This window comes from Cupriavidus sp. UBA2010, assembly GCF_002335265.1.
Taxonomy (GTDB): Bacteria; Pseudomonadota; Gammaproteobacteria; order Burkholderiales; family Burkholderiaceae; genus Cupriavidus; species Cupriavidus metallidurans.
The window spans coordinates 83,793-102,915 of sequence record NZ_DDCI01000009.1 but is presented as its reverse complement, the minus strand read 5'-3'; the positions used below and the strand labels follow the sequence as shown (position 1 = coordinate 102,915).

Here is a 19,123-nt window from a genome sequence, read left to right as displayed (position 1 = left end):
GCTCCCCTTTGTCTCTACATTTGTGCGTGCTGATTGACGCCGCACAGGCTGCCGCCCGGCGCTGTCCGGAGTCGCACAGCGTGCCGTCGTTGCGCAGACGGCAACCGACCTGACCTGCCTCTGCCCGGTACCCACTGATCGACACCAAGGTCGGGCGCAGCCTCCACAAGACATCCCTGTCGAGGTTCATCATGTCCCCGCTTTTTTCGGACCTGGCCCGGCACGCGGGCCATTTGTCATTGTCAGTGCTGTTCATGCTGCTGCTGACGCTCGTGCTGTACAGCGAAACGCATATCTCCGTGCTGGTATCCGGCGTTCTGGCCTCCGTCTGGCCGTTCTGACCACTGGGGTATCGGTCCGGGCCCGGCGTACAATGTGCGACCACTGCCCGCCATGGCGGCCATACCGTCTCCGTCCCCATACCGATGCCTGCAGCCAGCCAAGCCCCCGCCATCGCCACTGAAGCCCGCAACACACGCGGCAAATCGAAACTGGCCACCGTTGCGCTGGCCTTCCTGCTCGGCAGCCTTGGAGCGCATCGCTTCTATCTGAAAGGGCTGGGCGACAAGTTCGGCTGGGTCCACCTGCTTTGCACCGTAGCAGGCGTGCTCGGTATCGCCTCGCTGATCCTCGGCACCGGCAATACCGCACTGAACTGGTTCTTCGCAGTGGCCGGCGGCGCGTCCCTTATCAGCGCCTTCCTGACGGCCATCGTGTTCGGGCTGCGCCCCGACGACAAGTGGGATGCGCAATACAACCCTCATGGCACGCCCACGCGCTCGGGCTGGCCCGTGGTCATCCTGATCATCTTCTCGCTGATGATCGGCACCGGCCTGCTGATGGCAGGGCTTGCCATCAGCTTCCAGACGTTCTTCGAATCGCAAGTCGAAGCAGCCAAGGCGCTCTCGCAGGAATAGCCGACGGCCTGGCCCCACTTCGCGCGCCAACGATGCCGTTCGACCTGACCGATATCGCGGTCTTCGTGCGCGCGGCGGCGCTCGGCAACCTGTCGGCGGCCGCACGCGATCTGGGACTGTCGACATCGACTGCCAGCGCCCGGCTCCAGCGCCTGGAGGATCGGCTAGGCACCCGCCTGCTACATCGCACAACGCGCCGCCTTTCGCTCACCGGTGATGGCGAGCGGTTCCTGACTCATGCCGAGCCATTGCTGGCCGCATCGGAGGTGGCCGCGCAATCCGTGGGCCGAGGCGCGGAGGTTCCACACGGCCCGTTGCGTGTCACGGCGCCTGCCTCGTTTGGACGCCAGCATGTCTCGCCGGCGATCCCCGCCTTCCTGTCCACCTACCCGGGCATCACACTGGATCTGCGCCTGAGCGACCAGATCGTCGGTCTCGTCGATAGTGGGATCGACGTCGCGCTCCGCATGGGCGCGCTCCCCGATTCCTCGCTGGTCGCCAGGCCGCTCGCACCCAGTCATCGCGTGATCTGCGCATCGCCGGAATACCTCGCGCGGCACGGCACCCCTCGGCACCCGGAAGACCTGCGCAATCACAACTGTCTGATCCTTGGCGATCAATCGACCTGGCGCTTCGATACCCCAGTCGGCGAAAGCGCGGTGAGCGTGCGGGGCACGCTACGCGCCGATAACGGCGAGGTGATTCGCGACGCGATCATCGCGGGCATGGGCATCGCGCTGAAGTCGACCTGGGATGTGGCGCCATACCTGCGCCGCGGCGAGTTGGTCACCGTGCTGGATGAGTACCCGATATTGCCGGTCGTCTCGATCTGGGCGGTCTATCCGAGCCGGCATCTGGTTCCCGCCAAGACACACGCCTTCGTCGACTTCTTTGCCAACTGGTTCGGCTCCCCGCCCTACTGGGATCGCGACGACGCACCTCCCTTGGCCACACCTACCGTCTGACCGGATCTGAAGCCCGTCGGAGGTTCAATCCCCAGGGCGCACATTCCATCAGGGCGCTGAGCAGGGCACTGCTATCTCGCCGGCAATACTGTATATTTATACAGTATTGGAGATTGTACGAGTCAAGAGCCCCCATGACGTCACTACCCGATGGTTTCCGCAAGGGAAGAGGCGCGCTGTCCAACACGGAATCGCGTTTCGACAGCCTGTCCCGAGAGGCGGATGCGGCCATGCTTGCCGATCTGGAAGCCTTGCACGGCGAGTCTCCCGCGCCACGGACAACGATCGCGATCGAGCCAGCCAGGACGATCATCTCGCGCAACCAGTCGCCCGATGTTCCGTTCGACCAGTCGATCAACATGTACCGGGGTTGCGAGCACGGATGCTCGTACTGTTTTGCGCGACCGAATCATGCCTACCTGGGCCTGTCGCCCGGTCTCGACTTCGAGACGAAACTGTTCGCCAAGCCAAATGCCGCTACGCTGCTCGAGCAGGAACTCCGCAAGAAACACTACAAGCCGAGCGTCATCGCGCTCGGCACCAACACCGATCCGTACCAGCCGATCGAGCGGAAATTCGAGCTCACGCGCGGCATTCTGGAGGTGCTGGAACGCTTCCAGCACCCGGTGGCCATCACGACCAAGTCGTTCCTGGTGACGCGAGATATCGACATCCTTGCCCGCATGGCCCGCAACGGGCTGGCGCGCGTGTTCATATCCGTCACGACGCTTGATGCCGATATCGCCAGAAAGATGGAGCCTCGCGCCAGCACACCAGCCAAACGGATCGAAGGCATCCGGTTGCTGGCCGAGGCCGGCGTGCCGGCCGGGGTGCTCTTCGCCCCGGTGATACCGGCGCTCACCGATTACGATCTGGAAAACGTGCTGAAGGCCTGCAGCGAAGTCGGGGCAACGTCGGCTGGATTCGTCATGCTGCGCCTGCCGCTAGAGGTTCACGACATCTTCATCGAATGGCTCGAGCAGCATTTCCCCGGCCGCAAGCAGCATGTGCTGAGCATCATCGAGAACATGCGTAACGGTAAGCACAACGACGCGACATTCACGAGCCGGATGCGCGGGACTGGCATCTTTGCCGAGCTGGTCCGCAAGCGTTTCGAACTCGCGTGCCGGAGGTTTGGGCTCAATCAGGAACGCCATCCGCTGCGCACCGATCTGTTCCGCGTGCCGCCCGAGGATTCGCCGCAGGGTAGCCTTTTCTGAGCCGGCAGGCCTGGAGCCGCGTCAGCCCGGCTGACTGCGCTCCTTCTCGTCCACGGCGATCGCCAGCGTCTCCTTGATCTCTTCCATCACCACGTAGCTTTTCGACTGCGCCGCGCCCGGCAGTTGCAGCAGGATGTCGCCGAGCAGCCGGCGATATTCGCCGATCTCGCGGATGCGTGCCTTGATCAGGTAGTCGAAATCGCCCGATACCAGGTGGCACTCGAGCACCTCGGGGATCCGCAGCACCTCGCGCCGGAACTGCTCGAACATGTTGCCCGACTTGTTCCCCAGGGAGATCTCGACGAAGACCAGCAGCGCGCTGCCAAGCAGCGTCGGGTTCAGCCGCGCGTAGTACCCCATGATGACCCCGTCGCGTTCGAGCCGCTTCACGCGCTCGATGCACGGCGTGATGGTCAGCCCGACGGCCTCCGCCAGCTCCTTCATCGAAATCCGGCCATCGGCCTGCAGGACCCCCAGAATCTTCCGGTCCAGCCGATCCAGCGCGCGTACCGGCTGACGACTCGTTCTCATGATTTTTTCCTGTTTTGCAGAGAAATTCGGTAACTATGACTGCCTTGAAGTCAATAGTATAGAAGCGAATTCTCCCACACATCCATTCCGCAGTAGAGAGCCCCCGACATGCGCGTTCTAATTCTTGGCAGTGGCGTTATCGGCGTCACCAGTGCGTGGTATCTGGCCCGCGCCGGTCACGAAGTGATCGTGGTTGACCGCGAAGGCGGCCCCGCCCTTGGCACCAGCTTTGCCAACGCCGGCCAGATCTCTCCGGGCTATGCGTCGCCGTGGGCAGCACCCGGCGTTCCGCTCAAGGCGATCAAGTGGATGTTCCAGGAGCACGCACCGCTCACGATCAAACCCGACGGCACGCTGTTCCAGCTTCAGTGGATGTGGCAGATGCTGCAGAACTGCACTGCCGACCGCTATGCGGTGAACAAGGAGCGCATGGTGCGTCTGGCCGAGTACAGTCGGGATTGCATCCGCGCGCTGCGCGCGGATACCGGCATCAGCTATGAAGGCCGCCAGCAGGGCACGCTCCAGGTGTTCCGCACCGACGCGCAATTGGAAGCCGCGTCGCGCGACATCGCCGTGCTCGAGGAAGCCGGCGTGCCATACGAATTGCTTTCGCGCGAAGAACTCGCCGCGAGCGAACCGGCGCTCGCCGCCGTCGGCCACAAGCTGGCCGGTGGCTTGCGCCTGCCGAACGACGAAACCGGGGATTGCCAGCTGTTTACGGAACAGCTGGCAGCCATGGCTGAATCGATCGGCGTGCAGTTCATCTACAACCGCTCGATCGACGGCCTGCTGACGCAAGGCGATGCCGTGACCGGCGCGATCGTCGAAGGGCAACCGATGATGGCCGATGCCGTGGTGGTGGCGCTGGGCAGCTGGTCCACGCCGTTCGTGAAGCACGTGCTGCCGGGCCTGTCCAACCTGCCCGTCTATCCGCTCAAGGGCTTCTCGATCACGGTGCCGCTCACCGATGCATCGAAGAGCCCGGTGTCGACGGTGCTCGACGAGACGTACAAGGTGGCGATCACGCGCTTCGACGACCGCATCCGCGTGGGCGGCATGGCGCAGATCGTCGGCTATGACCGCTCGCTCGATCCGAACAAGCGCCGCACGCTGGAACACGTGGTGAACGACCTGTTCCCGGGCGCGGGCGATGTGAGCCGTGCCACGTTCTGGACCGGCCTGCGCCCGATGACACCCGATAGCACTCCGGTGGTTGGCCCCGCTGGCATCCGCGGCCTCTGGCTCAACACGGGTCACGGCACGCTTGGATGGACGATGGCCTGCGGCTCGGGCCAGTTGCTGTCCGATTTGGTCTCGGGCACGCGCCCGGCAATCCGTGCCGACGACCTCTCGGTGGATCGCTACCGCAAGCAGCCGCGCACACACCACTTGCCACGGCCGCTACCGGCCTGATCCTTCGGCACGGTGACGAAAAAAAGGGCGACCCCGAGGGGTCGCCCTTTTCATTGCCTTGATGCCCGGTGCGCCGGATCAGAACTGATCCGCCGTCAGCGCGTTGGCCGGAGCGCCACCGTCCACAATCGCGGCGCGCAATGCCGATGCCTGGGACAGGATGTGCTGGCCGAAGAAATGCGCCGTCGCGATCTTTGCGTCGTAGAAGGCTGGATCTTCCGCGCGCTTCGCATCGGCAACCAGCATGGCACGGCCGAACTGCCAGCCCGAGAACACGATGCCGCACAGCTTCAGGTACGGCACGCTACCGGCGAACACGGCATTCGGGTCCGCCTTCGCGCTGCCGATGACGAACGCCACCACGGCCTCCAGCGCTTCACGCCCCTGCTTCAGTTGCGCCTGCACCGCCGTGAACGCGTCACCGCCGTGCTTGCCCAGCGCCGCTTCGGTCTCGGCGATCTGCGCGCAGATCGCGCGTGCCATGGCACCGCCATCGCGCACGGTCTTGCGGCCAATCAGATCGTTCGCCTGGATCGCGGTCGTGCCTTCATAGATCGGCAGGATGCGTGCGTCGCGATAGTGTTGTGCCGCGCCGGTTTCCTCGATGAATCCCATGCCGCCGTGAACTTGCACGCCCAGGCTGGTCACGTCGATCGACAGCTCCGTGCTCCACCCCTTCACCACCGGCACCAGGAACTCGTACAGCGCCATGTTCTGACGACGCACGCCCTCATCCGGATGCTGGTGCGCGACGTCGCTCGCGGCGGCGGCCACGTAGGCCACCGAGCGAGCGCCTTCGATCAGCGCGCGCATCGTCATCAGCATCCGCTTGACGTCCGGATGATGGATGATCGTCACGGCCTCGCGGGCCGAGCCATCGACCGGACGGCTTTGCACGCGCTCCTTCGCGAACGCCACGGCCTGCTGGTAAGCACGCTCGGACACGGCGATGCCTTGCATGCCCACCGAGAAGCGTGCCGAGTTCATCATGATGAACATGTACTCAAGCCCGCGGTTCTCCTCGCCAACCAGCGTGCCAATGGCGCCACCGTGATCGCCGAACTGCAGCACGGCTGTGGGGCTGGCCTTGATACCGAGCTTGTGTTCGATCGACACGCAATGCACATCGTTGCGCTCGCCCAGCGAGCCGTCCGCATTGAGCAGGAACTTCGGCACGATGAACAGCGAAATGCCCTTCACGCCTTCGGGCGCGTTCGGGGTGCGTGCCAGCACGAGATGGACGATGTTCTCCGCCATGTCGTGCTCGCCATACGTGATGAAGATCTTGGTGCCGAAGACCTTGAACGTGCCATCGCCCTGCGGCTCCGCGCGGGTCCGCACGGCGGCCAGATCCGAACCGGCTTGCGGTTCAGTCAGGTTCATCGTGCCGGTCCACTCGCCCGAGATCAGCTTCGGCAGGAAGGTTTCCTTCTGGGCATCCGATCCGGCAGTCAGCAGCGCCTCGATCGCGCCGTCAGTCAGCAACGGGCAGAGCGCGAACGACAGGTTCGCGGCATTCAGCATCTCGTTGCACGGCGTGGCCACCAGCTTCGGCAGACCCTGGCCGCCGAAATCGACCGGATGCAGCACGCCCTGCCAGCCGCCTTCGCCAAACTGGCGGAATGCGTCGCTGAAGCCCGGCGTCGTGGTCACCACGCCGTCCTTCCAGCTGCTCGGGTTCAGATCGCCCGCGCGATTCAGCGGCGCCACGACCTGTTCGTTGAACTTCGCGGCCTCTTCCAGCACGGCCTGTGCCGTATCGGGCGTGGCGTCCTCGTAGCCAGGCAACTGGCTGATGCTTTCCAGGCCCGCCAGCTCGTTCATGACGAACTGCATGTCCTTGAGCGGTGCACGATAGGTCATTAATGTCTCCAGCGTTTGCAAAAAAGCCGCTCGCGGGCGATACCCGGAACGGCTTCATTCTTCTTGTTCGATCGACCGGCATTCCGCCGGCCGATCAGGCCATAAGCCCGGTGCTACCTATCAGCCCAGTGCGGCCACCAGCTCCGGCACCACGGTGTTCAGGTCGCCCACCAGACCGTAGTCGGCCACCGAGAAGATCGGGGCTTCGGCATCCTTGTTGATCGCGACGATCACCTTGGAGTCCTTCATGCCGGCCAGATGCTGGATCGCGCCGGAGATACCGACGGCGATGTACAGCTGCGGGGCAACGATCTTGCCGGTCTGACCAACCTGGTAGTCGTTCGGCACGAAGCCGGCATCGACTGCCGCGCGCGATGCGCCCAGCGCAGCGCCCAGCTTGTCGGCCAGCGGCGTCAGCACCTTGGTGTAGTTCTCGCCCGAACCCACGCCACGGCCACCCGAGACGATGATCTTGGCGGCGGTCAGTTCCGGACGATCGCTCTTGGTCACTTCACGCGACACGAATTGCGAGATGCCAGCGTCAGCCACGACCGGAATCGTGTCCACGGAAGCCGAGCCACCTTCGGCAGCGGCGGCGTCAAAGCCGGTACCGCGCACGGTGATGACCTTGATCTTGTCCGACGACTTCACGATGGCGATGGCGTTGCCAGCGTAGATCGGACGCTCGAACGTGTCGGGCGAGTCGACCTTGGTGATGTCCGACAGTTGTGCCACGTCCAGCTTGGCGGCAACGCGCGGCAGGACGTTCTTGCCCGAGGCGGTAGCCGGAGCCAGGATGTGCGAGTAGTCGCTGGCCACGGCCAGGATCTGCTCGGCGAGGTTCTCGGCCAGGCCGTCACCGAAGTACGGTGCGTCGGCCAGCAGGACCTTCGACACGCCGGCGATCTTCGCGGCGGCATCGGCGGCAGCCTTGGCGTTCGAGCCGGCCACCAGCACATGGACATCGCCGCCGCATTGGGCAGCTGCCGTCACGGTATTCAGCGTGGCGGCCTTGATCGATTGATTGTCGTGTTCAGCAATGACGAGTGCAGTCATGTTCTATCTCCCCCGCGCTCAGATAACCTTGGCTTCCGTCTTCAGCTTCTGCACCAGCGTGGCCACATCCGGGACCATCACGCCAGCACTGCGCTTCGCGGGCTCTACGACCTTCACGGTCGACAGACGCGGCTTCACGTCGACGCCGAGATCTTCCGGCTTGACGGTTTCCAGCGGCTTCTTCTTGGCCTTCATGATGTTCGGCAGCGTGACATAGCGCGGCTCGTTCAGGCGCAGGTCGGTGGTCACCACGGCCGGCAGCTTGATCGACACGGTCTCCAGACCGCCGTCCACTTCACGGGTCACCGATGCCTTGCCGTCAGCCAGCACGACCTTCGAGGCGAAGGTGGCTTGCGGCATGCCGGCCAGCGCGGCCACCATCTGGCCGGTCTGGTTCGAGTCATCGTCGATGGCCTGCTTGCCCAGGATCACCAGTTGCGGCTGCTCCTTGTCGATCAGGGCCTTGAGCAGCTTGGCCACGGCCAGCGGCTGCAGGTCTTCGTTCGACTCGACCAGGATGCCGCGGTCGGCGCCGATGGCCATCGCGGTACGCAGGGTCTCCTGGCATTGCGCCACGCCGCACGACACGGCAATCACCTCGGTGACGACGCCGGCTTCCTTCAGGCGCACGGCCTCTTCCACGGCGATTTCGTCGAACGGGTTCATGCTCATCTTCACGTTGGCCAGGTCGACGCCCGTGCCATCCGACTTCACGCGGACCTTGACGTTGTAGTCCACCACCCGCTTGACTGCGACGAGTACTTTCATGCGCTCACTCCACTGATAGCTGATAGTCCAAAATTTTTTGAATCGCTCGCCATTATAACCACCGGGGTGGCGGCGCTTTTGATTTTCGAACGATCGTACTATTTTATAGGCAAAGAATTGCCGGGCATAGCCGGCAACTCAGAAAATTTTCACGCCATTGTGCCGCAGGATGCCCTGCGCGCACAGGGTTTGGATGAAAACCTCGAAAAGATCACCACGCAGTGATCACAGAATCCTTGAACGTGGTCTGGATGTACTGCTTGATTTCCGGCGAGTGGTACGCCTTCACGAGCTTGGCCACCCACGGCTTGTTCTTGTCGGCCTCGCGGATCGCGATCAGGTTGGCGTACGGGCCCTTCGGACCTTCCATCGCAATCGCGTCGCGGGTGGGCGACAGGCCAGCCGATTCCGCGTAGTTGCCATTGATCGCGGCAACATCAAGGTCGTCGAGCGAGCGCGGCAGCTGGGCGGCGTCGAGCTCCACGAGCTTGATCTTCTTCGGATTCTCGACCACGTCGAGCGGCGTCGCCTTCAGGCCGGCGTCGGGCCGCAGCTTGATCAGGCCCTTGCTTTGCAGCAGCAGCAAGCCACGGCCACCATTCGTCGGATCGTTCGGCACGCCGACGCGGGCACCCTGCTTGAGCTGGTCAAGCGACTTGATCTTCTTCGAGTAGACCCCCATCGGGAACGTCACCGTGAAGGCCACGTTCGTGAACTTGTAGCCACGGTCCTTGATCTGTGCCTCGAGGTACGGCAGGTGCTGGTAGCTGTTGGCATCCAGATCGCCGGCAGCCAGCGCGGCGTTCGGCTGGATGTAGTCACTGAACTCCACCACCTGGATGGTCAGACCATCCTTGGCTGCCACCTTCTTCACCTGCTCCATGATCTGGGCGTGCGGGCCACCCGTCACGCCGACCTTGATCGGCTTTTCCTGCGCGAATGCGCCAGCCGACACCACCACACCCAGCGCGACGATGGCGCCCTTCAGCACGTTACGACGTTGCATGTTTTACCCCAAGGTTTCCCTGTGAATTGCTTTGCGTTGCTTTGATTGATTTGAGCGGCCGTTGTATCAGCGATGGCTGATGCGGCGGACCAGCCAGTCGCCGAAACTCTGCACGGCTTGCACGAACACGATCAGGATCACCACCACGGCAACCATGACTTCCGTGATGTAGCGCTGGTAGCCGTAGCGGATGCCGAGGTCACCCAGCCCGCCGCCGCCGATCGCGCCGGCCATGGCCGAATAGCCAACCAGGCTGACGAACGTGATGGTCAGACCGGCCACGATACCGGGCATGGCCTCTGGCAGCAGCACCTTCCAGACGATCTGGCCCGTGGTGGCACCCATCGACTGCGCGGCCTCCACCAGCCCCTTGTCGACCTCGCGCAACGAGGCTTCCACCAGACGGGCGATAAACGGGATCGCCGCGATCGTCAGCGGCACGACCGCAGCCGTGGTGCCGATCGAGGAACCGACGATGAAACGCGTGAACGGGATCACCACCACGAGCAGGATGATGAACGGGATCGAACGCACGGCGTTGACGACCACGCCGATCGTGCGGTTGAACAGCGGGTGCGACAGCACACCACCACGATTCGTCAGATGCAGCAGCACGCCCAGCGGCACGCCCAGCAGCGAGCCAACCACGCCAGAAATCGCCACCATCAGCAGGGTCTCGCCGAACGACGACAGGAACAGGTCAAACATCTCAGACCACATGTTCGATCTCCTCCACCACTACGCCTTGCGACTGCAGATAGTCCATGGCCGCGCGTACATCGGCCAGTTCGCCCGTGGCCATGATTGCCAGCGAGCCAAATGCCTGGCCCTGGATCTCATCGATATGGCCATGCAGGATGTTGAAATCGAGCCCGTGCTGGCGGATTGCCTGTGCCAGTACCGGCTGATCGACGTTTTCGCCCGTAAAAGCAAGGCGATAGACGTGATCGCGCCCATTGCCAAGACGGCTTTCCACGCGCTTGAGCACGCTCACCGGCAGTTCCTGGGCAATGACGTCGCCGATCATCGCGCGCGTGACTTCGTGCTGCGGACGCAGGAACACGTCGATCACGCGACCCGATTCCACCACCTGGCCGGCCTCGAGCACGGCCACGCGGTCGCAAACCTGTTTGATCACTTCCATCTGGTGCGTGATCATCACGATGGTCAGGCCAAGCTCGCGATTGATCTGCTTGAGCAGGTCGAGAATCGCGCGCGTCGTTTCAGGATCCAGCGCCGAGGTTGCCTCGTCCGACAGCAGCACCTTCGGCTTGCTGGCCAGGGCCCGCGCAATGCCGACGCGCTGCTTCTGCCCGCCACTGATCTGGGCGGGATAGCGGTCACGCAGCTTCGACAGCCCGACCAGTTCGAGCAGCGGTTCCACCGTCGACGCGATCTCCTGCTTCGACTTGCCGGCCAGCTCGAGCGGCAGCGCCACGTTGTCATAGACCGTGCGCGACGACAGCAGGTTGAAGTGCTGGAAGATCATGCCGATCTCGCGGCGGGCCTCGCGCAGCGCGCCCTTGTCGAGCGCGGTCAGATCCTGGCCGGCGACGATCACGCGGCCGCTGGTGGGCCGGTTCAGCAGGTTGATGGCGCGCACCAGCGTGCTCTTGCCGGCGCCGCTTCGGCCGATGATGCCGAAGATCTCACCGGAGGCGATGGAGAGGCTGACGTCCCTCAGCGCATGAACTTCCCCCGACCCGCCGGGGAACCGCTGCGAGAGTCCTTGCAGTTCAATCATGGAAAGTAAAAAGAAAACGGCAACATCGCGGGGTCCCCTGCGTTGTTGCCGCACTTTATTTTTGTGAAGCGAACATTTTATGCGATCCGCTTCATACCTCAAACGAGATTTTTTCGATGGCTTTATGCGCTGGCGTCATATAGACGCCTTCATAAGTGGCGCATTTGTCACCTTCAGGTCTCAACCAGCACCTTCAGATGGGCGAATACGCTTCGCGCCAGGGCGCTAAGGTTGTACCCCCCCTCCAGGCAACTCACGATGCGGCCCTTCGCATGAGCGCGCGCCACGTCAACGAGCTGCTGCGTGATCCACGCATAGTCCTGCTCGACCAGCCCCATCTGTCCGAGATCATCCTCGCGGTGCGCATCGAAGCCGGCGGAGATAAACAGCATCTCGGGCTTGAATTCGTTGAGCCGCGGCAGCCAGATCGTTTCCACGACCTCGCGCACGGCCAGGCCGTTGGAGTACGCGGGCAGCGGGATGTTCGACATGTTCGGCGCGAAGTGCTCCGTGCCGCTGTACGGGTAGAACGGGTGCTGAAAAAAGCTGCACATCAGCACCTGCGGGTCGTCGCGGAAGGCCGCCTCGGTGCCGTTGCCGTGGTGCACATCGAAATCGACGATCGCCACGCGCGACAGGCCGTGCGCCGTCAGCGCATGTCGTGCCGCGATCGCCACGTTATCGAAGAAACAGAATCCCATCGCGCGATCGGGCTCGGCATGATGGCCCGGCGGACGCGCACAGCAGAACGCGTTCTCCAGTTCGCCGGCAATGACGGCATCCGTGGCAGCCACCGCCGCACCAGCCGCATGTCTGGCAGCGGTGAGCGTGTGCGGGTTCATCAGGGTATCGGGATCGATCGGGTGGTAGCCGGTGGCGGGACTCATCGCGACAAGGCTGGCCACATATTCGGGTCGATGCACGCGCTCGATTTGCGCGTCGGTGGCAGCCGGCGCCTCCCGCCGGTCCAGCAGGCCATCCATCCCATGCGAAATCAGATGGTCCTCGATAGCCTGCAGGCGTTCCGGGCATTCAGGATGGAAATGCCCCATCTCATGCATCAGGAACGACGGATGCGTGTAGTAGCCCGTTGACATTATTCGTTATGGGTCAAGTTCGTCTCCAGACGCTACGTTAGCACATGACGTGCCCCGCGCTTCTACGCCTGTTGGCTGTCGTGTACGGCACGCCGGAATACGCCCTCGACGAGGCGTCGCGTACATCGCATCCGCTATACTCGGTGCGACTTGCAAAGGACAACATGACCGACCACCAGCGCACCCTGCGCCGCCCGCTGCTGGGCGCCGCACTCACCGCTGCCGCATTGGGCCTGTGCGGCATTTCTCCTCGGCTTCTCGCCGCCGGCAAGCGCCGCGTGAGCGTCCGGGAAGAGGAGATCGAACCGGGCCGCTATCAGAATCATCCGCAAACCCGCGCATTCATCGACGAGATGGTGGCCAGCAACGGCTTCCAGCGGGCCGAACTCGAGGGCTGGTTCAGCCAGGCGGTCTATTCCACGACGGTCGCACGGCTGATCATGCCGCCGACCACCCCGGGCAAGAAAAGCTGGCGGGCGTACCGGTCACGCTTTATCGAACCGATCCGCATCAACGCCGGCGTGCGCTTCTGGCAGCAGAACCGCGAGACGCTGCGTCGCGCCGAGGCCGAGTTCGGCGTGCCGGCATCGGTCATCGTCGGCATCATCGGGGTGGAGACGATCTACGGGCGCGATATGGGCAACTTCCGCGTCCTGGACTCGCTCTCGACGCTGGCGTTCGACTACCCCGACACCCCGAACCGTGAGGCGCGCACCAAGCTCTTCCGGAATCAGCTCGCCGACTACCTGCTCTGGTGCCGCGACACCAAGACCGACGTATTTTCGGTGCTGGGCTCCTATGCCGGCGCAATCGGCATCCCGCAGTTCATGCCCACGAGTCTGCGCGAGTACGCGGTCGACTATGACGGCGACGGGCATATCGACCTGCGCAATAGCCCGACCGATGCCATTGGCAGCGTCGGCCGATTCCTGCAACTGCATGGCTGGGAACAGGGACGTCCGGTGGTCTGGCAGATCGCCAACGACGATGGCAGCCGAGGCGTTGCCGCGGCCGCGGCCGACGGCGAACCGTGGCCGACACGCACGCTCAACCAGCTCACGCGCGCCGGACTGCGCGTGGACGAACCCATCGACGTCGCCCGCGAAGGCGAAACAGGCGTGTTGATCGCCGATCTCCCAACGCCTGACCAGCCGACCGAATATGTGATCGGCCTGCGCAACTTCTACGTGCTGACGCGGTACAACCGGAGCTTCTTCTACGCGCTGACGGTGTATCAGCTTGGTGAGGCCGTGAAGGCCGCCATGGCCTGAACGCCCAGCGGCAACAGCAAAGAAAAAGGCCCCGCGGCGCAAGCCTGCGGGGCCTTTCTTTCAGGGCAGGTCCGGGCGATCAGGCCGGGAACACGCCCGTCGACAGATAGCGGTCGCCGCGATCGCACACGACGAACACGATCGTCGCATTCTCGACCTCTTCGGCAATCCTCAGCGCCACGCACAGGGCGCCTGCGGCAGAGATACCTGCAAAGATGCCTTCCTCACGCGCCATGCGGCGAGCCATATGCTCCGCATCGGCCTGCGTCACGGGCTCCTGGCGATCAATGAACTTCGGATCGTAGATCTTCGGCAGATACGCTTCCGGCCATTTGCGGATACCCGGGATACGCGAGCCTTCAGCCGGCTGCGCGCCAATGATCTGGATCAGCGGGTTCTTTTCCTTCAGATAGCGTGACACGCCGGTGATCGTGCCCGTGGTGCCCATCGCCGAAACGAAGTGGGTCACGCGACCGTCAGTGTCTTTCCAGATCTCCGGGCCAGTCGTCTCGTAGTGCGCCAGCGGATTGTCCGGATTGGCGAACTGGTCGAGGATCACGCCCTTGCCGTCACGCTCCATGGCATCGGCCAGATCGCGGGCATATTCCATGCCACCCTTGACCGGCGTCAGGATGATTTCAGCGCCATACGCCGCCATGCTCTGGCGACGCTCGAGACTCAGGTCCTCGGGCATGATCAGGACCATGCGATAGCCGCGGATAGCCGCGGCCATGGCCAGCGCGATGCCGGTATTGCCGGAAGTTGCTTCGATCAGCGTATCGCCGGGCTTGATGCGGCCACGGGCCTCGGCATGGCGGATCATCGACACCGCCGGACGGTCCTTGACCGAACCTGCCGGGTTGTTGCCTTCGAGCTTGCCGAGAATCACATTGCCGCGTGCCTCGATCGCGGTGCCGGGAATGCGTTGGAGTCGGACCAACGGCGTGTTGCCGATGGTGTCTTCAATCGTTTTATAAGCCATGGGTGCGGTGTCGGTCGGTTTTTCGCAGGCCATTGTAATGCACCCAACTTATCCGCACCGGCGGCCGGGCCATTTCCAGGCACCCAGCCGGCGGGATTCCCTATGGCAGATCAATGCGTCAGGCCCTGCTCCTGCGTCCGGCCCTTGCCGAGCAGGTGGTACAGCAGGATGGCGCCAAACGTCGCGGTACCGATGCCGCCAAGCGTCAGGCCGCCAAGCTTCAGGGTCAAATCGCCGGCAGCCACCGTCAGAGTGGCGCCCACGGTAATCAGATTGCGCGAGCTTGAGAAATCGACGTGGTTCTGCACCCAGATGCGGCCGGCCGTCGCCGAAATCAGGCCGAACACGACGATGGTCAGGCCCCCGATCACCGGCCCCGGGATCGTCAGGATCAGCGCACCGAACTTCGGCGAGAAGCCGAGCAGGATAGCCACGGCGGCCGCCACCACGAAGATCAGCGTCGAATAGATCTTGGTCACCGCCATCACGCCCATGTTCTCAGCGTAGGTGGTCACGCCAGTGCCGCCACCGGCCGCCGACAACATCGTCGCTACACCGTCACCGATGAAGGCGCGGCCGATGTACGGATCGAGGTTGCGGCCAGTCATGACGCCGATCGCCTTGATATGCCCGAGATTCTCCGCCACGAGCACGATGGCCACCGGCGCGATCAGCAGCATGGCATTGGCCTGGAATACCGGCGCCGTGAACTCCGGCATGCCGAACCAGCTCGCCGCCACCACACCCGAAAAGTCGATGGCCTTGCCCAGCCCCATCAGGTTGGTGGCAACGTAGTAGGCGAGATAGCCGGCCAGTCCGCCCAGCAGCACCGGCAGGCGGCCAAGCATACCTGGCGCGCGCACGGCGATCAGGCCGACAGCCAGCACGGTCAGCAAGCCCACCCAGGTATCGAGCGGCGCGGCGCTGACCGCCTTGACCGCCACCGGCGCAAGGTTCAGGCCGATTGCCGCGACGATCGCGCCAGTCACGACCGGCGGCATCAGCTTTTCCACCCAACCGTACCCAACTGCCTGCACGACGAGGCCGATGATCGTATATAACGCGCCCGCCGCGATGATGCCGCCCAGCGCCAGGGGAATATTGGGATTCGGACCACTACCCGCATAGCCAGTGGCCGCGATAACAACGGCGATGAACGCAAAGCTCGAGCCGAGATAGCTCGGCACGCGACCGCGAACAAAAAGGAAGAACAGCAGGGTGCCGATGCCCGAGAACAGGATGGCGATATTAGGATGGAAACCCATCAGGATCGGCGCGATCGCGGTCGACCCGAACATCGCCACCACGTGCTGGATACCCGCCAGCAGCGTCTGTCCGGCGGGCAGGCGCTCGTCGGGGCCGATCACGCCCTCGGTCTTGAGCCGCCACTTCGGAAAAAAACCTTCCCCCCCAGCATTGTCCTGGCCATTCGCCATGTTGTTCTCTCCCTTTTCAGCGGCGGCCCGGCTCACATCAGGCACGCCAGTTGGTTGGTCTTGTTCGATGGTTTTGTCGGATTGCACGGCCCGGCGACCACTGTCGGCAGTGGCGTTGCGCATGATACTCCGCACCCCGGGCCGTGCAAACGGCACCTCGTACCGCAAGCACAACGCATACCAGCCTGCGATTGTTGACCCGGGTGCGGATCCGCTGGCGTCAGCGGGCGGCAGCCTTGGGCGCTGGCCGGGCATCCTTGCGCGCGACGTCCGGCGCCTTGCCGAAGCTCAACCCCGCTGCCTGCAAGTTGGCCACCGATTTCGGCCCGATGCCAGGGACCCGATCTACCAGGTCGTTGGCATCCTTGAATGCACCGTTCTTGCCGCGCTCATCGGCGATACGCTTGGCGGTGGCCGGCCCAATGCCCTTGACCGTGGCAAGCGCCACTTCGTCGGCACTGTTGACATCGACATCAGCATAGGCCGGGCTCATGGCCAGGATCGACATCGAAAGCCCGATTGCGGCGCCCACGCGGCGCGCGGTACGCATACAGCGATGCAGCGAGATTTCAGGGAGGGAAAGATCGAACGTCCTGCGCATCAGAAAGACTCCTGTTCATTGGTCTGGTTGATGCCCGGCCGCCGGGTGGCGACGGGCAAACGCAGGATAGGAGTCCGAGCAGGTGTCGGAAGGGTCTGGACACGAAGGTTCACAACCTTCGCGCCATTGTGTGTCGAATCAAAATAACCGCGTTGCAGTCCGCGGCTTCCACGCAACAGGGGACGACGAACGCACCCTGCAAACGAACCTTAGGCGCTTCGCTCCAGCAGCCACTTGCAGTACCGGCTGACGCCTTCCTGCACGGTCAGGAACTGGTCGCTGTAGCCCGCCCCACGCAGGCGCGATACATCCGACTGCGTGAAGCATTGATACTTGCCGCGCAGGGCATCAGGGAACTTGACGTACTCGACCAGCCCTTCCTGCACCATTTCGTCGAGCGAGAGCGCCGGCTTGCCTTCCGACTCGCGCAGCGCATTGACCACCGAGACGGCGATGTCGTTGAACGGCTGCGACCGGCCTGTACCGAGGTTGAAGATGCCGGACTTCTCGGGATGGTCCAGGAAGTACAGATTGACCTTGACCACGTCCTCCACGGACACGAAGTCCCGGCTCTGCGTACCCGGCGCGTAGCCGTTGTACTCGCCAAACAGCTTGACCGTGCCTTCGGCGCGGAACTGATTGAAGTGATGGAACGCCACCGACGCCATACGGCCCTTGTGGAATTCGCGCGGCCCGTAGACGTTGAAGTAGCGGAAGCCCACGATCTGCGAATGGGCGGAAGACAGGCGACGGCGCACCACCTGGTCGAACAGGAACTTGGAGTAGCCGTAGACGTTCAGCGGCTTTTCGTAGTCACGGTCCTCGCGAAACATCGTCGAAGCGCCATAAGTGGCCGCCGACGACGCGTACAGGAACTGGGCGCCCTGCTCCAGGCACGCCTCCAGCAAGGCGAGCGTGTAGCGGTAGTTGTTCTCCATCATGTAGCGACCGTCGGTCTCCATCGTGTCGGAGCAGGCGCCTTCATGGAATACCGCGCGAACATTGCCGAAATCGCCGCGCGCGAAGCGGGCGACGAAGTCGGTCTTGTCCAGGTAGCCGGCAATCTCGCAGTCGACGAGATTGTTGAACTTCTCGGCACGGGTCAGGTTGTCCACGGCGATGATGTTCGTCTCGCCGCGCTCGTTCAGGCCCTTGACGATGTTGCTGCCGATAAAGCCGGCAGCGCCGGTCACGATGATGGTCATGGCGGATTCAGGCTCGGTGGCGCCGCTCAGGCAGCGCCGAACAATTCGGAATAAGTAACAACGGCGGTACCCAGCTTGCCGACAACGATGGCGCCGGCACGATTGGCGTGCTGAACCGCTTCCTTGAGCGGCACGCCCGCGCCGAGCATGGTGGCCAGCGTGGCGATGACAGTGTCACCGGCCCCCGATACATCATAGACCTCGCGCGCCTGCGCCGAGACATGCAGGACTTCGGCCTCGGTGTAGAGCGTCATGCCCTCTTCCGAGCGTGTCAGTAGCAGCGCCTCGAGTTGCAGCTCGCGCCGCAGGTTCTGGGCGCGGATCGTCAGGTCCGCCTCGGTCTTCCAGGCACCCACCACGGCACGCATTTCCGCGCGGTTCGGCGTGATCAGCGTGGCGCCGCGATAGCGCGAGTAGTCATCCCCCTTGGGATCGACAAGCACGGCCCGCCCGGCGGCGCGGCCTGCCTCGACCATGCGGCCGACATGCGTCAACCCGCCCTTGCCGTAGTCGGACAGCACCAGCACCTTGTAGTCGCTGATCAGCGTGCCGAAGCGTTCCTGCACCGACGCCAGCACTTCGCTGGCCGGCGCATTTTCGAAATCGACACGCAGCAGTTGCTGCTGGTGGGCCACCACTCGCAGCTTGATCGTCGTGCTCAGGCTGGCATCACGATGCAGGTACGGCTGCACGTGGCTGGCATTGAGCAGCGCTTCAAGCGTGCGGCCGGGTTCGTCGTCACCGACCACCCCCAGCATGCCAACCTTCGCGCCCAGCGCGGCGGCGTTGCGCGCCACGTTGGCGGCGCCGCCCAGGCGCTCGTCGCTGCGCTTGATCTGCACCACCGGCACGGGGGCTTCGGGAGAAATGCGTTCGACATCGCCGAACCAGTAGCGGTCCAACATCATGTCGCCCACTACCAGCACTTGCGCTTGTCGGATCTGATCCAGCGAAATCGGGTTCTTGCTCATGAACTTCCCTTTGCGCCCTGGCCGCGCCCAACTGGGACGCGGCTCGATCGGGCTCTCACGGATACGCGGATTGAACG

19 protein-coding genes are annotated in these 19,123 nt (G+C 63.6%); 6 read left to right on the top strand and 13 right to left on the bottom strand.

What is annotated here, in order from left to right; genetic code table 11:
* Positions 1-191 precede the first annotated feature (191 nt).
* From B2246_RS03795 to B2246_RS03780, 4 genes are all read left to right on the top strand, one after another.
* Positions 192-341, top strand: a complete 150-nt coding sequence (locus tag B2246_RS03795; protein WP_008643691.1) for a hypothetical protein — start codon at positions 192-194, stop codon at positions 339-341.
* An 84-nt stretch (positions 342-425) separates the two neighbouring features.
* On the top strand, positions 426-917 hold the full coding sequence (locus B2246_RS03790) for an NINE protein (RefSeq protein WP_186426365.1): 492 nt from the start codon (positions 426-428) through the stop codon (positions 915-917).
* A gap of 32 nt (positions 918-949) precedes the next feature.
* A complete protein-coding gene (locus tag B2246_RS03785) occupies positions 950-1,882 on the top strand; it encodes a LysR family transcriptional regulator (RefSeq protein WP_051705312.1) in 933 nt (310 codons plus the stop codon).
* Positions 1,883-2,016: 134 nt separating this feature from the next.
* Positions 2,017-3,102, top strand: a complete 1,086-nt coding sequence (locus B2246_RS03780) for a PA0069 family radical SAM protein (protein WP_035881529.1) — start codon at positions 2,017-2,019, stop codon at positions 3,100-3,102.
* 21 nt (positions 3,103-3,123) lie between these two features.
* On the opposite strand, the gene B2246_RS03775 is transcribed toward B2246_RS03780, so the two are convergent.
* Positions 3,124-3,633 carry a winged helix-turn-helix transcriptional regulator gene (locus B2246_RS03775; protein ID WP_008643687.1) on the bottom strand — a complete coding sequence of 170 codons (510 nt, stop codon included), beginning with the start codon at positions 3,631-3,633 and terminating at the stop codon, positions 3,124-3,126.
* A gap of 108 nt (positions 3,634-3,741) precedes the next feature.
* On the opposite strand from B2246_RS03775, the gene B2246_RS03770 reads away from it, so the two are divergent.
* Positions 3,742-5,046, top strand: a complete 1,305-nt coding sequence (locus tag B2246_RS03770; protein ID WP_286879732.1) for a D-amino acid dehydrogenase — start codon at positions 3,742-3,744, stop codon at positions 5,044-5,046.
* Between the two features lie 78 nt (positions 5,047-5,124).
* On the opposite strand, the gene B2246_RS03765 is transcribed toward B2246_RS03770, so the two are convergent.
* From B2246_RS03765 to B2246_RS03735, 7 genes are all read right to left on the bottom strand, one after another.
* Positions 5,125-6,909 carry an acyl-CoA dehydrogenase gene (locus tag B2246_RS03765; RefSeq protein WP_008643685.1) on the bottom strand — a complete coding sequence of 595 codons (1,785 nt, stop codon included), beginning with the start codon at positions 6,907-6,909 and terminating at the stop codon, positions 5,125-5,127.
* Positions 6,910-7,029: 120 nt separating this feature from the next.
* Positions 7,030-7,965 carry an electron transfer flavoprotein subunit alpha/FixB family protein gene (locus tag B2246_RS03760; protein WP_008643684.1) on the bottom strand — a complete coding sequence of 312 codons (936 nt, stop codon included), beginning with the start codon at positions 7,963-7,965 and terminating at the stop codon, positions 7,030-7,032.
* Positions 7,966-7,983: 18 nt separating this feature from the next.
* A complete protein-coding gene (locus tag B2246_RS03755; protein ID WP_008643682.1) occupies positions 7,984-8,733 on the bottom strand; it encodes an electron transfer flavoprotein subunit beta/FixA family protein in 750 nt (249 codons plus the stop codon).
* A 211-nt stretch (positions 8,734-8,944) separates the two neighbouring features.
* Complete coding sequence (locus tag B2246_RS03750) at positions 8,945-9,739, bottom strand: MetQ/NlpA family ABC transporter substrate-binding protein (RefSeq protein ID WP_286879726.1); 795 nt, start codon at positions 9,737-9,739, stop codon at positions 8,945-8,947.
* Positions 9,740-9,805: 66 nt separating this feature from the next.
* Positions 9,806-10,459, bottom strand: a complete 654-nt coding sequence (locus tag B2246_RS03745; protein WP_008643675.1) for a methionine ABC transporter permease — start codon at positions 10,457-10,459, stop codon at positions 9,806-9,808.
* Positions 10,449-11,483 carry a methionine ABC transporter ATP-binding protein gene (locus tag B2246_RS03740; protein WP_008643673.1) on the bottom strand — a complete coding sequence of 345 codons (1,035 nt, stop codon included), beginning with the start codon at positions 11,481-11,483 and terminating at the stop codon, positions 10,449-10,451. The genes B2246_RS03745 and B2246_RS03740 overlap by 11 nt, the downstream gene beginning before the upstream one ends.
* Before the next feature lie 173 nt (positions 11,484-11,656).
* Positions 11,657-12,580 (bottom strand): histone deacetylase family protein, encoded by a 924-nt coding sequence (locus B2246_RS03735; RefSeq protein WP_008643671.1) that lies wholly within the window; start codon positions 12,578-12,580, stop codon positions 11,657-11,659.
* Positions 12,581-12,744: 164 nt separating this feature from the next.
* Here B2246_RS03735 and mltB point away from each other — a divergent pair, with 164 nt between their 5' ends.
* Entirely contained in the window at positions 12,745-13,851 is a 1,107-nt protein-coding gene (gene mltB, locus B2246_RS03730; RefSeq protein WP_035881564.1) for a lytic murein transglycosylase B, read from the top strand.
* A gap of 79 nt (positions 13,852-13,930) precedes the next feature.
* Here the strand turns inward: mltB and cysM are convergent, their stop codons facing one another.
* From cysM to rfaE1, 5 genes are all read right to left on the bottom strand, one after another.
* Positions 13,931-14,833, bottom strand: a complete 903-nt coding sequence (cysM, locus tag B2246_RS03725; protein WP_029309853.1) for a cysteine synthase CysM — start codon at positions 14,831-14,833, stop codon at positions 13,931-13,933.
* A 110-nt stretch (positions 14,834-14,943) separates the two neighbouring features.
* A complete protein-coding gene (locus B2246_RS03720) occupies positions 14,944-16,269 on the bottom strand; it encodes a solute carrier family 23 protein (RefSeq protein ID WP_200876273.1) in 1,326 nt (441 codons plus the stop codon).
* A 220-nt stretch (positions 16,270-16,489) separates the two neighbouring features.
* Positions 16,490-16,870 (bottom strand): ComEA family DNA-binding protein, encoded by a 381-nt coding sequence (locus B2246_RS03715; RefSeq protein ID WP_186426362.1) that lies wholly within the window; start codon positions 16,868-16,870, stop codon positions 16,490-16,492.
* Between the two features lie 209 nt (positions 16,871-17,079).
* Positions 17,080-18,075: an ADP-glyceromanno-heptose 6-epimerase gene (gene rfaD / locus B2246_RS03710; protein ID WP_286879718.1), complete on the bottom strand. Its 996-nt coding sequence runs from the start codon at positions 18,073-18,075 to the stop codon at positions 17,080-17,082.
* Between the two features lie 26 nt (positions 18,076-18,101).
* Positions 18,102-19,046, bottom strand: a complete 945-nt coding sequence (gene rfaE1, locus B2246_RS03705; RefSeq protein ID WP_286879716.1) for a D-glycero-beta-D-manno-heptose-7-phosphate kinase — start codon at positions 19,044-19,046, stop codon at positions 18,102-18,104.
* Between the last annotated feature and the right edge of the window lie 77 nt (positions 19,047-19,123).

Coding starts and splice junctions, on each gene's coding strand:
- B2246_RS03795 (WP_008643691.1), top strand. CDS start 192: ATGTCCCCGCTTTTTTCGGACCTGGCCCGGCACGCGGGCCATTTGTCA.
- B2246_RS03790 (WP_186426365.1), top strand. CDS start 426: ATGCCTGCAGCCAGCCAAGCCCCCGCCATCGCCACTGAAGCCCGCAAC.
- B2246_RS03785 (WP_051705312.1), top strand. CDS start 950: ATGCCGTTCGACCTGACCGATATCGCGGTCTTCGTGCGCGCGGCGGCG.
- B2246_RS03780 (WP_035881529.1), top strand. CDS start 2,017: ATGACGTCACTACCCGATGGTTTCCGCAAGGGAAGAGGCGCGCTGTCC.
- B2246_RS03775 (WP_008643687.1), bottom strand. CDS start 3,633: ATGAGAACGAGTCGTCAGCCGGTACGCGCGCTGGATCGGCTGGACCGG.
- B2246_RS03770 (WP_286879732.1), top strand. CDS start 3,742: ATGCGCGTTCTAATTCTTGGCAGTGGCGTTATCGGCGTCACCAGTGCG.
- B2246_RS03765 (WP_008643685.1), bottom strand. CDS start 6,909: ATGACCTATCGTGCACCGCTCAAGGACATGCAGTTCGTCATGAACGAG.
- B2246_RS03760 (WP_008643684.1), bottom strand. CDS start 7,965: ATGACTGCACTCGTCATTGCTGAACACGACAATCAATCGATCAAGGCC.
- B2246_RS03755 (WP_008643682.1), bottom strand. CDS start 8,733: ATGAAAGTACTCGTCGCAGTCAAGCGGGTGGTGGACTACAACGTCAAG.
- B2246_RS03750 (WP_286879726.1), bottom strand. CDS start 9,739: ATGCAACGTCGTAACGTGCTGAAGGGCGCCATCGTCGCGCTGGGTGTG.
- B2246_RS03745 (WP_008643675.1), bottom strand. CDS start 10,459: ATGTGGTCTGAGATGTTTGACCTGTTCCTGTCGTCGTTCGGCGAGACC.
- B2246_RS03740 (WP_008643673.1), bottom strand. CDS start 11,483: ATGATTGAACTGCAAGGACTCTCGCAGCGGTTCCCCGGCGGGTCGGGG.
- B2246_RS03735 (WP_008643671.1), bottom strand. CDS start 12,580: ATGTCAACGGGCTACTACACGCATCCGTCGTTCCTGATGCATGAGATG.
- mltB (WP_035881564.1), top strand. CDS start 12,745: ATGACCGACCACCAGCGCACCCTGCGCCGCCCGCTGCTGGGCGCCGCA.
- cysM (WP_029309853.1), bottom strand. CDS start 14,833: ATGGCTTATAAAACGATTGAAGACACCATCGGCAACACGCCGTTGGTC.
- B2246_RS03720 (WP_200876273.1), bottom strand. CDS start 16,269: ATGGCGAATGGCCAGGACAATGCTGGGGGGGAAGGTTTTTTTCCGAAG.
- B2246_RS03715 (WP_186426362.1), bottom strand. CDS start 16,870: ATGCGCAGGACGTTCGATCTTTCCCTCCCTGAAATCTCGCTGCATCGC.
- rfaD (WP_286879718.1), bottom strand. CDS start 18,075: ATGACCATCATCGTGACCGGCGCTGCCGGCTTTATCGGCAGCAACATC.
- rfaE1 (WP_286879716.1), bottom strand. CDS start 19,046: ATGAGCAAGAACCCGATTTCGCTGGATCAGATCCGACAAGCGCAAGTG.